General features: G+C 70.9%; 12 protein-coding genes. 6 read left to right on the forward strand and 6 right to left on the reverse strand.

The features are described 5' to 3' along the window. From ACIPC1_RS19800 to ACIPC1_RS19810, 3 genes are read left to right on the forward strand one after another with little or no spacing between them, the layout of a single operon-like run. Entirely contained in the window at nucleotides 1–1,005 is a 1,005-nt protein-coding gene (locus tag ACIPC1_RS19800) for an ABC transporter substrate-binding protein (RefSeq protein ID WP_402518622.1), read from the forward strand. After that, nucleotides 1,002–2,210, forward strand: a complete 1,209-nt coding sequence (locus ACIPC1_RS19805) for an acyl-CoA dehydrogenase family protein (protein ID WP_402518624.1) — start codon at nucleotides 1,002–1,004, stop codon at nucleotides 2,208–2,210. Before ACIPC1_RS19800 ends, ACIPC1_RS19805 begins: the two co-directional genes overlap by 4 nt. After that, on the forward strand, nucleotides 2,207–3,580 hold the full coding sequence (locus ACIPC1_RS19810) for an FAD-binding oxidoreductase (RefSeq protein WP_402518626.1): 1,374 nt from the start codon (nucleotides 2,207–2,209) through the stop codon (nucleotides 3,578–3,580). Before ACIPC1_RS19805 ends, ACIPC1_RS19810 begins: the two co-directional genes overlap by 4 nt. Nucleotides 3,581–3,750: 170 nt before the next feature. On the opposite strand, the gene ACIPC1_RS19815 is transcribed toward ACIPC1_RS19810, so the two are convergent. The 6 genes from ACIPC1_RS19815 to ACIPC1_RS19840 all read right to left on the reverse strand — a co-directional run bounded on the left by ACIPC1_RS19815 (nucleotide 3,751) and on the right by ACIPC1_RS19840 (nucleotide 9,343). After that, nucleotides 3,751–4,164 (reverse strand): SseB family protein, encoded by a 414-nt coding sequence (locus ACIPC1_RS19815; RefSeq protein WP_402518628.1) that lies wholly within the window; start codon nucleotides 4,162–4,164, stop codon nucleotides 3,751–3,753. A gap of 438 nt (nucleotides 4,165–4,602) precedes the next feature. Beyond that, nucleotides 4,603–5,535 (reverse strand): PfkB family carbohydrate kinase, encoded by a 933-nt coding sequence (locus tag ACIPC1_RS19820; protein WP_384377038.1) that lies wholly within the window; start codon nucleotides 5,533–5,535, stop codon nucleotides 4,603–4,605. Next, nucleotides 5,532–6,536, reverse strand: coding sequence for an ADP-ribosylglycohydrolase family protein (locus tag ACIPC1_RS19825; protein ID WP_402518630.1), 1,005 nt, complete (start codon nucleotides 6,534–6,536; stop codon nucleotides 5,532–5,534). The genes ACIPC1_RS19820 and ACIPC1_RS19825 overlap by 4 nt, the downstream gene beginning before the upstream one ends. A gap of 34 nt (nucleotides 6,537–6,570) precedes the next feature. Beyond that, complete coding sequence (locus ACIPC1_RS19830) at nucleotides 6,571–7,278, reverse strand: GntR family transcriptional regulator (RefSeq protein ID WP_402518632.1); 708 nt, start codon at nucleotides 7,276–7,278, stop codon at nucleotides 6,571–6,573. Next, nucleotides 7,275–7,838, reverse strand: a complete 564-nt coding sequence (locus tag ACIPC1_RS19835) for a cysteine hydrolase family protein (RefSeq protein ID WP_402518634.1) — start codon at nucleotides 7,836–7,838, stop codon at nucleotides 7,275–7,277. Before ACIPC1_RS19835 ends, ACIPC1_RS19830 begins: the two co-directional genes overlap by 4 nt. Next, entirely contained in the window at nucleotides 7,835–9,343 is a 1,509-nt protein-coding gene (locus ACIPC1_RS19840; RefSeq protein WP_402518636.1) for a purine-cytosine permease family protein, read from the reverse strand. The genes ACIPC1_RS19835 and ACIPC1_RS19840 overlap by 4 nt, the downstream gene beginning before the upstream one ends. Nucleotides 9,344–9,534: 191 nt before the next feature. Between ACIPC1_RS19840 and ACIPC1_RS19845 the strand changes: the two genes are divergently transcribed. From ACIPC1_RS19845 to ACIPC1_RS19855, 3 genes are all read left to right on the forward strand, one after another. Beyond that, nucleotides 9,535–10,554: a permease gene (locus ACIPC1_RS19845; RefSeq protein WP_402518638.1), complete on the forward strand. Its 1,020-nt coding sequence runs from the start codon at nucleotides 9,535–9,537 to the stop codon at nucleotides 10,552–10,554. After that, complete coding sequence (locus ACIPC1_RS19850; RefSeq protein WP_402518639.1) at nucleotides 10,551–11,306, forward strand: TIGR03943 family putative permease subunit; 756 nt, start codon at nucleotides 10,551–10,553, stop codon at nucleotides 11,304–11,306. The genes ACIPC1_RS19845 and ACIPC1_RS19850 overlap by 4 nt, the downstream gene beginning before the upstream one ends. 435 nt (nucleotides 11,307–11,741) lie before the next feature. Continuing rightward, nucleotides 11,742–14,069, forward strand: a complete 2,328-nt coding sequence (locus ACIPC1_RS19855) for a transglycosylase domain-containing protein (RefSeq protein WP_402518641.1) — start codon at nucleotides 11,742–11,744, stop codon at nucleotides 14,067–14,069. Nucleotide 14,070: the final 1 nt, after the last annotated feature.

The following is a 14,070-nucleotide window of genomic DNA, read 5'->3' on the forward strand; positions in this document are numbered from 1 at the left end:
GTGTTGCGTCATACCCTGCGTGCGTCCGCCGCCGCCCTGGCCCTTCTGCTGCCCTTCGCGGCGGCCTGCGGAAACGAGGCACAGGCCGAATCCTCGTCCGACATCTCCTCCGTGACCCTGGACGTCGGCGCCACCGGCTGGAAGACCGACGAGGCGATCCTCAAGTTCGCCCACCTCGACGACACCCCGTACAAGGTCAGATGGAGCGTCTTCCAGGGCGGTGACCAGCAGCTCCAGGCCATCCGGGCGGGAGCGCTCGACCTCGCCACCTCCAGCGAGATCCCGCCGATCTTCGCGGCGGCCGATGGCAAGCCCAACTTCAAGGTCGTCGCCGTGGAACGGGCCGCGACACTCAATCAGGAGGTCGTCGTCCCCAAGGGCTCCAAGGTGACCGACATCGCGGGCCTGAAGGGCAAGAAGGTCGGCTACGTCGCGAACACCACCGCGCACTACTTCCTGTACGAGCTGCTCAAGCAGGCGGGCCTGAAGTGGTCCGACATCGATGCCAAGCCCCTGCTCCCCAATGACGGGCTCGCGGCGCTGAACGGCGGCGGCATCGACGCCTTCGCCTCCTACGGCACGTCGATCATCACCGCCCACCAGCAGGGCGCCGTCACCGTCGGTTCGGGCAAGGACATCCTGTCCGGCAACTTCCTCTGGTCGGCGCGGGACACCGTGTTGAAGAGCTCCGCGCAGACCGCCGCCGCGGCGGATCTGATCGCCCGGACCTCCCAGGCGTACGCGTATGTCAGGGACGGACACGAGGCCGAGTTCGCCAAGGTCATCGCCGACGCCACCCACCAGCCCGTGGAGCAGGCCGAGAAGGACCTCGTCGCCCAGCAGACCCAGCGGCCCAACCAGGTCGAGACGGTCAGCGACGCCACCATCGCCTCGCAGCAGAAGGTGGCCGACGCCTTCACCGAACTCGGCGCGCTCAAGTCGCACCTGGACGTCGGCGCCTTCTGGAGCCGCGACCTCAACGCCGATCTCAAGAAGGCACTGTGACCTCCCGGATAACCCTTCGCCTCGCTGAACTGGCCCCCGAATACGATCGATCGGCCACCTTCCCCGCCGAGTCCCTCCAGGCCGTGCACGAGGCGGGACTGCTCACCGCGACCGTCGGCGAACGCTACGGCGGCCCGGGCGGCAGAGTCGCCGAGACCGCACGCATCCTGCACACCCTCGGCCAGGGCGACCCCTCCGTCGCCCTGATCACGGCGATGACCCTCAACACCCACGCCCGGCAGGCCGTCCAGCCGCACTGGCCCGACGAGCTGTACGCGAGCCTGCTCAGGGAGTCCGAGAAGCGTCCCGTCCTCATCAACCACGCGCGCGTGGAGCCCGATCTGGGCTCCCCCGCGCGGGGCGGACTGCCCGCCACACTCGCGCGGCGCACCGCCGACGGCTGGTCGCTCAGCGGCCGCAAACGGTTCGTGACCGGAGCCGACGGTCTCGACTGGTTCCTCGTGTGGGCCACCACCGACGAACCGGAGCCGCGCGTGGGCACCTTCCTGGTCCCGGGCGGCTCCCTGGGCATCGAGATCGCCGACCGATGGGACCAGTTGGGCCTGCGGGCCAGCGGCAGCCATGACGTGGCCTTCCACGGCGTGGAGATCCCGTACGAGAACGTCATCGGCCTGGGTCCGCACGGGCCCGCCGCCGAGCAGGACAACCGGGCGGGTGCCGCGCTCCATCTCCCGCTCGCCGCCCTCTACTTGGGCGTCGCCCGAGCCGCGCAGGCCTTCTTCCACACCTTCGCGCACTCACGTGTGCCGGCCAACCTCGGTCATCCGGTGGCCCGTACGGAGCGCTTCCGTCGGACGGCCGGGGAGATCGAGGTGCTGCTGGCCGCCGCCGAGCAACTGGTGTTCGGCGGTGCCGCCCTGGTCGACGCCAGCGACTCGTCGTACACCCCGGAACAGGCGCTCGGCGCGCGCGTGCTGGCCGACCGGCACGGCGTGCGGGCCGTGGAACTGGCCGTGCGGCTGCTCGGCAACCCGGGCCTGGCCCGAGGCAACCCGCTGGAGAGGCACTTCCGCGACATCCAGTGCGCGCCCGTGCACGCACCGCAGGAGGACATCTCCCTGCTCGCGATCGGAACGAAGGCGCTGAACGGTACGAACGCCACGACGGACGCAAAGGCACTGAACGGAACGACGACATCGGGCGAAGCCCAGGCGCCGACCGACACGAAGGCTCTGATCCCATGACAGCACCAGCCATCACCGCCTCGGCCCAATTGCTGGGCCTCCTTGCCCGTGACCTGCCCCCCGACCGCCTCACCACGGACCCGGCCACGCTCACCGCACACGCCACCGACCGCTCCGGCACCCGCCTCGACGGCAGCCCGCTGGCTGTCGTACACGCCAGACGGACCGAGGACGTGACCGTCACCCTCCGGCACGCGCACGCACTGCGCGTGCCGGTGGTGCCGCGCGGCGCCGGCACCGGCCTGTCGGGCGGCGCGACGGCGGGCGAGGGCACGCTCGTCCTCGACCTGTCCGGGATGAACCGCATCCTCGAACTGTCGCCGGACGACCAGCTCGCCGTCGTCGAACCCGGTGTGATCACCGCCGAGCTGGACCAGGCGGCCGCCGCGCACGGTCTGCGCTACGCACCCGATCCGGCGAGCGCGGCCATCTCCACGATCGGCGGGAACATCGCGACCAACGCGGGCGGTCTGCGCTGCGCCAAGTACGGCGTGACGCGGGACAGCGTGCTGGGTCTTGAGGCGGTGCTCGCGGACGGCACCGTCGTGCGCACCGGCCGCCGTACCGTCAAAGGCGTCACCGGCTACGACCTGACGGCGCTGCTCACCGGCTCCGAGGGCACCCTCGCGGTGATCACGTCGGCGACGCTGCGGCTGCGGCCCGTTCCGGTGGCGACGGCCACGCTCGCCGCGTACTTCGCCTCCTTCGAGGACGCCGCCGAGGCCTCGTACGCGATCGGGCGGGCCGGGGTCGAGCCCGCGCTGGCCGAGCTGGTCGACGGGCCGGTTCTGCACGCCATCGACCCCGCGCTGCGCGAGCGCGGTGCGGCCCTGCTGCTCGTGCAGTGCGACGGCGCGGGCGCGGCGATCGAGGCGGAGACCGTCGCCCGGCTGTTGGCACCGCTGGCCACGACGGTCGAGACGGCGGCGGACCCGGCCGAGGCCGACGCACTGCTCGCCGCCCGCCGCCTCGCGCTGCCGGCGCTGGAGCGCCTGGGCCGTCCGCTGATCGAGGACATCGCGGTACCGCGTTCCCGCCTCGCGGAGGCGGCCCGTGAGATCCGCGCCATCTCCGCACGCCATGACGTGCCCGTCTTCACGATCGCGCACGCCGCGGACGGCAACCTCCACCCGATCATCGTGGTGGACCCGGCGCTGCCCGTCCTGCCGGACGCCGCCTGGGAGGCGGCAGGTGAGATCTTCGCGCTGGCCCTGCGCCTCGGCGGCACGCTGACGGGCGAGCACGGGGTGGGGATCCTGAAGCGGCAGTGGGTGGCGGACGAGCTGGGGCCCACGGCCCACGCGCTGCAACGGCGGCTGAAGGACGCCTTCGACCCCCACGGGATCCTCAATCCCGGCAAGAGCCTCTAGGACCCTCTAGGGCCTGTCCGGCCAGTCAGTCTCAGGAAATCGGCGGCAACTGATCAGCGCTGGTGAGCGGCGTGTGGTGCGTGCAGCAGCTGCAAGGCGGAGGAGGGAGTCGACGCGATGGGGGTCCCCCCGTCACCGGCATGATCGGCCGGACAGGTCCTTGGGAAGCTCTACGCCTGGGGCCTGGCGAGCAGGGTGCGTACGCCCTCGGAGGTGAGGGTCAGGCCGTGCGGCGAACTGCCGTCGATCGTGAGCGCCAGGTCGCTGGACGGCCACTGCGAGGCGAGCGCGCCCAGCGGCACCATGCGGTAGCGGGAGACGGACGGGAGCAGCTCGGCCATCTCCAGCTCCGAGGTGAACACCGGCACGACCTGCTCACCGCCCGGCGCCTCCAGGACGGGCAGCGCGACGGCCGTCGGGTCGGCGACCTCCTCCTCGCTGACGTCGTCCGGCACGGGGACCAGGACATCGCTGCCGGCCAGCGTGTCCAGAGCCGCCGCATCCTCGGTGTTCCGGGTGAGGACGTCCAATGCCTCCTGGGCGGGTGTCGTGGGTGTGGTGTGGTCGTTCGTGGGGGTGTCCATGGCAAATCCCGGGGTAGTACGGACGGGCCTCCCGGGACGGGGTCCGCCCCGGGCACATCCTCGTCGCGTACCCACCCGGTGCCGGGGCATTCCTCACGCTTCTCATCCAGCAGAGACCGGGCCACAGGGCGAAAACGGACCAGTAGTGGTGCCCGGCGCCCACGCCCGGGCCGCGTAGCCGTGCCTGGCTCGCGCGCATACCGATACAACCCTCCCCGGGCCCATCGACGCCCTGCGCGAGCGGGACCTCAAGGTCGGCGGCTGCTCCTCGCACGCCGACCGGAACCACCCCGACCACCCGAGCCTCCAGCAGCCCTGGCCGAGGTACCCGGCGTGACCTGGATCGGGCGGCCGACCGGGTCGCGACGCTCCCGCCTCGGCGCACCTCGACGAGTACGCCACCGTGCCGGCCGTCGAACTCGACGGGGGGATGGATCTCTAGCGGGGAGCCGGGCGCGACTGACGGAGGAACTCGTCGAGCACGTGCGCGTCGGGCGCGGTGGCGGGTCCGGATCGGGTGACCGCCAGCGCGGCGCCCGCGTTGGCGCGACGGGCGGCATCGGACGGGGGCAGACCGCTCGCCAGGGCGGCCATGAAGACGCCGGTGTGCGCGTCGCCCGCGCCGTTGAGGTCGACTGCCCGGACGTCGAATCCGGGGACCGCGGTGAGTGTGCCTTCGTGGTGCAGGAGGCAGCCGTCCGGTCCGGTACGGATCAGGGCCGAGCCGCGCTTCAGACGGGACCGCACCGCGTGGGCAGATGCGACAGGGTCGTCAACCCCCGTGAGCAGCGCGGCTTCGCGGGCGTTGCAGCTCCACCAGTCGGCTCGCGCCATGAGCAACTCCAGCGCCTCAAGGGGGATTTCGCCCGCCAAGGGGCCAGGGTCCACGATTACCGTGACGGCCGGGTCCAGCCGGGGCACCCATGCGGAGAGCGCGGCGCGATTGGCCTCGTACATCAGGCTGTAGCCGGAGATGTAGACCAAGTCAGCGGCCTCTGGACGCAGTTCGGCGAGATCGGTGAAGGACAGCGTGGCTTCGGCGCCCGGGCTTGTGACAAAGGTGCGCTCGCCCTCGGCGTCGACGAGGCAGACGCAGAGACCGGTGTCGAGGTCGGGGCGGGGTGCCAGCAGGACGTCGATGCCCTCCGCGCGGAGGGCGCTGCGGGCCCGGTCGCCGAAGGGACCCGTGCCGTGGGCGCCCGCGTAGGTCACGGGCAGTCCCTGCCGGGCTGCCGCCGCCATGCCGTTGAAGCCGCCGCCCGGCGTCCGGTCGGTACGGGTGGCGAGGACGTCGCCACCGCGCTCGGGCAGCGCCGGAACCTCCAGGACCAGGTCCATCATCACGTTGCCGAGGTGCAGGAGCCGGCTCACGGCCGCCCTCGCAGGGTGAGAAGCGCGGCGGCGGTCGCGTCCAGGTCCAGGTGGGGGTTCACCCGTACCAAGGTCGCCCGTGCGTCGGCCGGGAAGGCGTCCACTCCGTGGCAGGCGCCGCCGACGGCACCTGCGATCGCGGCGATGGTGTCGCAGTCGCCGCCGACGGACGCGGCGAGCAGCACGGCCCGCCACGGGTCGTCCGGGCAGGCCGCCAGGACGGCGAAGGCGGCGGGGACGGACTCCTGGGTCGCGAGGCTGGTGCCCACCAACGTGTAGACCCGGTCGCAGACTTGGGCCTCATCGAGGCCTCGTACGAGCTCGGTGGCCCACACGATCCGCTCGGCCACGTCGGCGGCGGCCACCCAGTGGCCACGGTCTGCCGCCGACCGGGCCGCCGACACGGCGACTTCGACGGCCTGCGGAACCGACGCACCGTCAAGTCCCGCGCTGACGGCGGCGGCCACCGCTGCCGCGCCCGCGAGGGCGACCCCGGTGTTGTGGGTCAGCCGACTGGCCTCCACGACCCGGTCCACCAGCGCGACCGGATCCGTCCCGGACACGGCGATGCCCACGGGCGCGATCCGCATCGCCGCGCCGTTGGTGGTGCCGTACCGGCCGACCTCGTCCACGGGCGTACCCGCCAGGACCAGTTCGACCGCCCGCTTGGTGGAGGGGCCGAGCAGATCCAGCGAGCCACGGGCCCGCATGTCCTCCTCCCAGGCCACCAGGCGCCTGGCCAGCTCCGCCGGGTCGATGCTCCCCTTGCCGTCGAGCAGCAACCGGGCCAGCAGGACGGCCTGTTCGGTGTCATCGGTGATCGCCCCGGCCGGCATCCCGGCGGCCAGCGGGTGGTCGGGGTCGGCGGGCTCGAACCCGGTCAGCACCGGCCCGTAGCGCGCGAGGATCTGCGGGCGCGACAGCATCTGGGTCGGCATGCCGAGGGCGTCCCCGAGGGCGAGCCCGTACAGGGCTCCGGCGGCGCGGCTCTGGAGAGTCATGAGTACTTTCCGTAGGGGTCGGTCAGGCGAGGGGTCAGCCGAACTCGAGGGAGAGCTGGAAGTGGTCGGGGTCGAGCAGGCTCGCGACATGTTCGACGAAGGAGCCGTCGACCGCGCGGCTCGTGCGCCGCGTGTCGAGGAACCAGTCGCCCGGTTCGCGGCGCAGCACCTCCGCCTCCCGGACGTCGATCCGCCGCCCGGCCAGCCGCTGTTCACCGTGGTCGGGGCGGAGTCCGGCCTGCAGCATCACCTCGGTGAGGGAGAGGTCGTCGAGACCGCGTCCCGGAAGTTCTCTGACGCCGGGAACGGGCGGCAGACAGCTGCGTTCGTACGAGATCACGGAGCCGTCGGCGACGAGTTCCCGGATCCGCTCGACCCGTATGAACGTCGGTATTTCCAGGGCGAGTTGACCCGCCAGCTCCTTGTCGTGGACCTCCCGTACCGCGAGTGTCCGCACGCGCGTGTCGATGCCCTGGACGGCCATGGCGTGCGCCCAGCCGAGCGGGTCGTCGAGCGGGCGGCCGTCGAAGAGTACGTACGAGCCCTTGCCGGAGCGGGTGGCGATCAGTCCGGCGTCGCTCAGTTCGGCGAGCGCGGCGCGCACCGTGGTGCGGCTGACCCCGAAGCGCTGGGCCAGGGCATGCTCCCCCGGCAGCTGCTCCCCCACCGGCCGGTGTCCGCTGCGGATCTCCCTCGCGAGTACTTCGGTGATCTGCTGGTGCTTCAGCGGGATTCCGGTCATGCCGCGCCCCCGGCGAGGACCTCGTCGACGGTGACGACCCGGATCAACGGCCGGTACAGATCCAGCACATGGAGAGCCTTGGCATGCGAGTCGTCGTCGACGCCCGCGCAGGCGTCGGCCACGACCAGCACCTCGGCTCCGGCGTCGGCGGCGGCGAGAGCGGTGGACAGGACGCAGCAGTCGGTGCTGACCCCGGCGAGGACCAGCCGCCCGTCGGCGCCGACACGCGCCGCGAGCTCGGGGGTCCACTTGCCGAAGGTGGTGGCGTTCACCAAGTGCCGTGCCTGTACGGCGAATTCGTCCGTCAGCTCCCACAGCCGGGCGTCGGGTGGTTGCAGCGCGAAGGGCCACTGATCGTAGTACGCGCGCCAGGCGCCGGCGGGTTTCTCCGGCGCGAGGAAGCGGGTGAAGGTGACACGGTCACCGAAGGCCGGCAGCAGTCGACGTACGCCTTGGGCGGCTTCGTCGAAGCGTGGCGTCGCCCAGGGGCTGTCGGGCTCGGCGAACACGCGCTGCATGTCGATGACGGTGAGCAGTCCGTGAACCGGTTCGGCGTTCATACGGCGCTGAGCACCTCCTCGCTCGGGTCCTGCCGCTCCTGGGTGTGCACCCGGCCGCGACCGAGCGCCAGTGTGCCGAGGAAACCGAGGGCGAGGGCGAGCAGGACGCCCAGGTTGGCGTAGGCCCAGGCGCCCGTCTTGCCGCCGAGTCCGAACGCGTCGAGCAGATAGCCCTGCCAGTCCAGCCAGCTCGCGGCCGAGTTGGTGACCAGGCCCCAGCCGAGCGCGGTGGCGGCGAGGGTGAGCAGCAGCGGCTGGAGCTGGATGTCGCCGTACCGGCCGCCGGTGCGGAACAGGTCCCGCTCGTCGTAGTCGCGGTGGCGCATCGCGAGGTCGGCGAGCATGATGCCGCACCAGGCGGCGACGGGGACGCCCAGGGTGGTGAGGAAGCCGATGAACTGGGCCAGGAAGTTGTCGGTGAGGAAGACGATGTAGACGGCGCCCGCGATCATCAGGACTCCGTCGACGAGCGCCGCCAGATAGCGCGGCACGCGCAGACCGGCGGAGAGCAGGGCCAGACCCGACGAGTAGATGTCCAGGACCGCGCCGCCGACCAGACCGAGCACGGCGACGACGGCGAAGGGGACCAGGAACCAGGTGGGCAGGATCGTGGTCAGCGCGCCGATCGGGTCGGCGGCGATGGCCGTGCTGAGGTCGCTGGAGGAGCCCGCGAGGAGCAGGCCGAAGACCAGCAGGAGCAGGGGTGCCACCGAGGCTCCGAAGGTGGTCCAGCCGATCACGCCCCGGCTGGCTGTTCCGCGCGGCAGGTAACGGGAGTAGTCGGCCGCGGCGTTGACCCAGCCGAGTCCGAAGCCGGTCATCATGAAGACCAGCGCGCCGATGAACTCCTGCGCGGAGCCCGCCGGTACGGCGCTGACGGTGCTCCAGTGGATATGGTCGGCGACCAGTGCGATGTAGACGACCGTGAGCACCGCGGTGATGACGGTGATCACCGTCTGCAGGCGCATGATCAGGTCGAAGCCCATCACACCGCCGACCACGACGAGAGCGCCGACCACGATCAGGGCGACCACCTTCGTCTCGGTGCCGCCGCCCCAGCCGAGCCTCCCGAACACGGTCGCGGTGGCCATCGTCGCGAGCGCTGTCAGCACGGTCTCCCAGCCGACGGTCAGCACCCACGAGATCACCGAGGGCAGCCGGTTCCCGCGCACTCCGTAGGCGGCCCGGCTGAGCACCATGGTCGGCGCGGACCCGCGCTTGCCGGCCACGGCGACGAAGCCGCAGAGCAGGAAGGAGAACACGATGCCGATCACTCCGGCGATCAGTGCCTGCCAGAAGGAGATACCGAAGCCGAGCGCGAAAGCGCCGTAACTCAGCCCGAGGATCGAGACATTGGCTCCGAACCAGGGCCAGAACAGGGTCCGAGGAGTGCCCTTGCGTTCGGCGTCGGCGATCACGTCGAGGCCGTGTGCCTCGACCTGGAGCTGCCTGCCTGCGGGTCTGTTCTCCGGGCTGTTCTCGGAGGATTCGCGGGAGTCCGCCATCTTCGACCTACCTGTCTAGACGTGTTCAGTGGAGGCTAGGTCGGCCGCCCGGAGTCGTCAAGGGGCGCGAGCGAATCGGGGACCGGCCCGCGGACGTTGCTCGCCGCGATGAGACGCTGTGCCCGAACCGGCGTACTGAAGGTGGAGGGGCACCAAGCCACCGAGCCCTTCCTTACCGGAGGTACCTCACCGTGACCATCACCAAGCCGGCCCCACCGCCGGTCGAGCACCGCACCGCGGGCGACCCGCAGGGGCGGCGGGGCTGGCACTTCAGCTCCCCTCTCGTCCTGACCATGGTCCTGCTCCTGCTGGTCACCTTGCAGGGACCGATCCGGAAGGCGCTGTCCGCGCCGGTCATGCAGAGCTGGATGACCGTGTTCGTCGCGGTGATCATCCAGGCTCTCCCCTTCCTCGTCCTCGGGGTACTCCTGTCGGCGGTCATCGCGGTGTTCGTCCCGCCCTCGTTCTTCGCCCGCGCCCTGCCGAGCAGGCCCGCTCTCGCGGTGCCGGTCGCCGGGATGGCCGGGGCGGTCCTGCCCGGCTGCGAGTGCGCCTCCGTTCCGGTGGCCGGAGCGCTGGTGCGCCGGGGTGTGACGCCCGCGGCGGCGCTGGCCTTCCTGCTGTCCGCGCCGGCGATCAACCCGATCGTGCTGACCGCCACGGCGGTCGCGTTCCCGCGCAATCCGGAGATGGTCCTCGCCCGGTTCGTGGCGAGCCTGCTCGTGGCGTGCTCGATGGGCTGGCTCTGGCAGCGGCTGGGGCGCGCGGACTGGCTGCGCCCGCCGGACCGCCCGGCACACGAAGGCCTCGGCAGGGGCGCCGCGTTCTGGGGGTCCGTACGGCACGACGTGATGCACGCGGGCGGCTTCCTGGTCGTCGGCGCGATGGCCGCGGCCACACTCAAGGCCGTCGTACCGGCGAGCTGGCTACAGGCCGCGGCGGGCAACTTCCTGGTGTCCGTCCTCGCCCTGGCGGTCCTCGCGGTACTGCTGTCGATCTGCTCCGAGGCCGACGCGTTCGTGGTCGCGTCGCTGACCCAGTTCTCCCTCACCGCCCGACTGGCGTTCCTCGTCGTCGGGCCGATGATCGACCTGAAGCTGTTCGCCATGCAGGTCGGCACGTTCGGCCGCGGGTTCGCCCTGCGGTTCGCGCCGGCCACCTTCACCCTGGCGATCGTCATGTCGGTACTCGTCGGGGCGGTGCTGCTGTGAACCGGCAGGCGCAGGCGGCCGTCCTGTTCCTCCTCGGTGCGGCGGTGCTGAAGGCCGGCTCCAGCGATCTCTATCTGCGGTACGTCAAAGCCGGGTTGCGCCCGCTGCTCCTGGCAGCCGGCGTCGTCCTGATCGTCACGGCCATCGCCACCGTGTGGTTCGAACTGCGGCAGGGACGCACGCGCCGGGCGAGTCCTCCCGACGACGGCCGGGACGACGAAGGGCACGACCACGGCCACGCCCACCGCGAGCCCCGTATCGCCTGGCTCCTGGTCCTCCCCCTGCTCGCCCTCATCCTGGTCGCCCCGCCCGCGCTGGGCTCCTACAGTGCGATGCGCACCGGCACGGCCCTGCAACCCCCCTTCGGCTACGCCGACCTGCCCGCCGACGATCCGCTTCCGCTCAGCCTGGTCGACTACGCGGGCCGCGCGGCCTACGACCACGGGCAGACCCTCGGCGACCGGCGGATCAAGGTCACCGGCTTCATCGCCCTGGGCCACGACGGCACTCCCTACCTCGTCCGCATGGCCCTCAACTGCTGTGCCGCCGACGCCCAGCCGGTCAAGATCGGCCTGACCGGACGGATTCCCCCCGTCCTGCAACCCGACTCCTGGCTCGAGGTCACCGGCACCTACACCAGCAAGCAGACCAAGGACCCCGTCAACAACGGCGTCATCCCCTTCATCGAGGTCGGCGAGGCCAAGCCCGTCGCGGCCCCGCGCGATCCGTACGACGAGAGCTGGAACAACTGAGCGCTTCTCCGGGGAGTCGCCGGGCCCTTTCAGGAGGGTGCCGGGGAGAGATCGTCGCCCCGTCGCTCGATGGACGCGGGCTTGCGGGAGCGATCAATTCCAGCCGATCTTCAAGCCTGCTCGCCCCTCCGGCGGGGCGACGTCCGGGCGAGCCGCCCGGCCTTACATTTCGCGAAAACTCCAACTCCGACACAAATCGATCACCTCTGGTCACATTCTGAACGCATCCGACCGAAGAGTTCACAGTGACCACTGCTAATTTGTGGAGGCCGCGATGTGCCGAAAGGTCGGGGAGGGGGCTCACAGCCGCATTTGCGGCAGCTGAATCTACCCGCGCGAGCAAGCACGAGCGCGGAGGAGACACAGGCATGTCCAGGCCATGGCAGCGAATACATCGGGGACTCCCCGGAGGGGACACATACCCGGCAGACGTCCATGGCTAGGCCGGAGGAAGGCAGCCTGGGCCGCCGCCTGACCGCCGCGAGACAAGCCAGGTTCCGTCGCCGCAACAACCGCACCGGCGTCGAGGGGACGGACGCCTCCCACCCCGCGGCCGACTCGCCGGACACCAAGGCTGACTCCTCGTATCCGCAGGCCGGACCCTCCCTTCCCGAGCCCGGCAGTGAACCCGACGCACATGACACGGCGGGCACATCCGTTCCGCCACCGGCCGACCCGGACTCCACCATCATGCTGCGGGTCCTCCGCATACCCACAGCCGCTCGCCTCGGCCCCCGGCGCAAGCCCGCGCCGCCCACGGCCGCTCGCCGTGTCGCGGCCGGTGTCACCGCACGCCTCGCGCCGGTCCTCCAGGGCATCGCACCCACAGCACGCCGCCTTCGTCCCCGTTATCCGCGACCGGGCCGCACCGGCTGGCGGCGATGGACACCGTCCTGGCGCCAGTGGCTGGGGGCCTGTCTGACACTGATCGCCGTGACCGGTTCCCTGCTGACCGTCCTCTACGTCACCACGGACATCCCGGAGGACCTCAACACGTACGCCACCCAGCAGGACAACGTTTTCTTCTGGTCGGACGGGACGCCCATGGCCCGTACCGGCTGGGTGCAGCGGCAGGAGATGCCCCTCAAGGACATCCCCGAGGACGTGCGCTGGGCCGTGCTGTCCGCCGAGAACGCGAGCTTCTACTCCGACCCCGGAATCTCCCTGAGCGGCGTCTCCCGCGCGCTGTGGCGCACGGTGGGTGAGGGCGACACACAGGGCGGTTCCACCATCACCCAGCAGTACGTCAAGAACGTCTACCTGTCCCAGGACCGCTCGGTCAGCCGCAAACTCACCGAAGCGATGATGGCCATCAAGCTCGACCAGCAGATGAGCAAGGACGAGATCCTGGAGGGCTACCTCAACACCAGCTGGTTCGGCCGGGGCACCTACGGCATCCAACGGGCCTCACAGGCGTACTACGGCAAGGAGGTCAGCGAACTCGACGTCAGCGAGGCCGCGTTCCTCGCGTCCCTGCTGAAGGGAGCGGGCCTCTACGACCCCACCCTGAGTGCGGACAACCACGACCGAGCCGTCGAGCGGTGGTCCTGGATCCTCGACCGCATGGTGGAGCTCGGCAAGCTGTCGCCGACCGAGCGCGCGAAGTACAAGGAATTCCCCGAGCCCCTGAAGCAGTCCCAGGTCTACGACACCGGCCACCAGAGCGACTACCTGGTCGAGTTGGCGACCCCGTACGCCAAGAAGGCCGCGGGCATCTCGGACAAGCAGTTCGACCTGGGCGGCTACCAGATCTACACCACCTTCGACCGCAAGCGGGAGGACGCGCTCACCAAGGCCGTCACCAGCGCCCGCCAAGATGCCGAGGAACGCGACGCCTCGACGGCGAAGACCGCGCACTACGGCGCCGCCTCGGTCGCCGACGACGGTCGGATCCTCGCCGTCTACGGCGGCCCCGACCACCGCACGCAGGGGTTCAACGAGTCCAACGCGACGACGGTCCCGGCCGGTTCCGCGTTCCTGCCGTTCGTCTACGCCGCCGGCCTGGAAAACGGCGTCACCACGGAACGGGGCGCGCCGACGACACCTGTCAGTCCGGACTCCCTCTACAACGGAGACAGCGACGTGCCGGTCAGCACACCCGAGGGCCCCTACTGGGACCGTAGCGGCAAGAAGGTCACCGCCCACAACGACAACGACACGTCCTGGGGGCAGATCTCCCTGCACAAGGCGCTCGCCCATTCCGTCAACGCCCCGTTCATGCAGCTCGGCATGGACACCGGCCTGGACAAGATCCGTCTCACGGCCGAGGCGGCCGGCATGCTGCCGTCCAGTATGGGCTCGCAGGTACCCGCGCTGACGCTGGGCAGCTCGACGCCCAGCGCGATCCGAATGGCCGACTCCTACGCCACGTTCGCGGCCGAGGGCATCCACACCGAGCCGTACTCGGTACACCGCATCACCCGCAACGGAACCGACGTCCTCCTGGACAAGCCCGCATCGGACCGCGCGATCAGCTCCAAGGTCGCCGACCAGGTCACCGAGGCGCTCACGGAGTCGTTCGTCACCCAACACCCCGACGCGGCTGAGGAGTTGGCCCAGGTCGCCGGCAAGGGCGGCACCACCGAGAAGGACACGGCCGCCTGGTACGTCGGCACGCAGACGTCGGTGTCGACGGCGATCGTCGTCTACCGCATGGATCTGACCAAGAGCCTCGAACCGCTGCCGTTGAAGGGGGTGGCGGGCTCTCCCGCCACCGACGTTCCCTACAGCATCTGGTCGAGTGCCATGAGCCCACTCAGCTGAC

The sequence above is a fragment of the Streptomyces sp. NPDC087263 genome (assembly GCF_044744645.1).
In the GTDB taxonomy this organism is placed as follows: Bacteria; Actinomycetota; Actinomycetes; order Streptomycetales; family Streptomycetaceae; genus Streptomyces.

Coding starts and splice junctions, on each gene's coding strand:
- ACIPC1_RS19835 (WP_402518634.1), bottom strand. CDS start 7,838: ATGAACGCCGAACCGGTTCACGGACTGCTCACCGTCATCGACATGCAG.
- ACIPC1_RS19840 (WP_402518636.1), bottom strand. CDS start 9,343: ATGGCGGACTCCCGCGAATCCTCCGAGAACAGCCCGGAGAACAGACCC.
- ACIPC1_RS19815 (WP_402518628.1), bottom strand. CDS start 4,164: ATGGACACCCCCACGAACGACCACACCACACCCACGACACCCGCCCAG.
- ACIPC1_RS19810 (WP_402518626.1), top strand. CDS start 2,207: ATGACAGCACCAGCCATCACCGCCTCGGCCCAATTGCTGGGCCTCCTT.
- ACIPC1_RS19825 (WP_402518630.1), bottom strand. CDS start 6,536: ATGACTCTCCAGAGCCGCGCCGCCGGAGCCCTGTACGGGCTCGCCCTC.
- ACIPC1_RS19855 (WP_402518641.1), top strand. CDS start 11,742: ATGGCTAGGCCGGAGGAAGGCAGCCTGGGCCGCCGCCTGACCGCCGCG.
- ACIPC1_RS19830 (WP_402518632.1), bottom strand. CDS start 7,278: ATGACCGGAATCCCGCTGAAGCACCAGCAGATCACCGAAGTACTCGCG.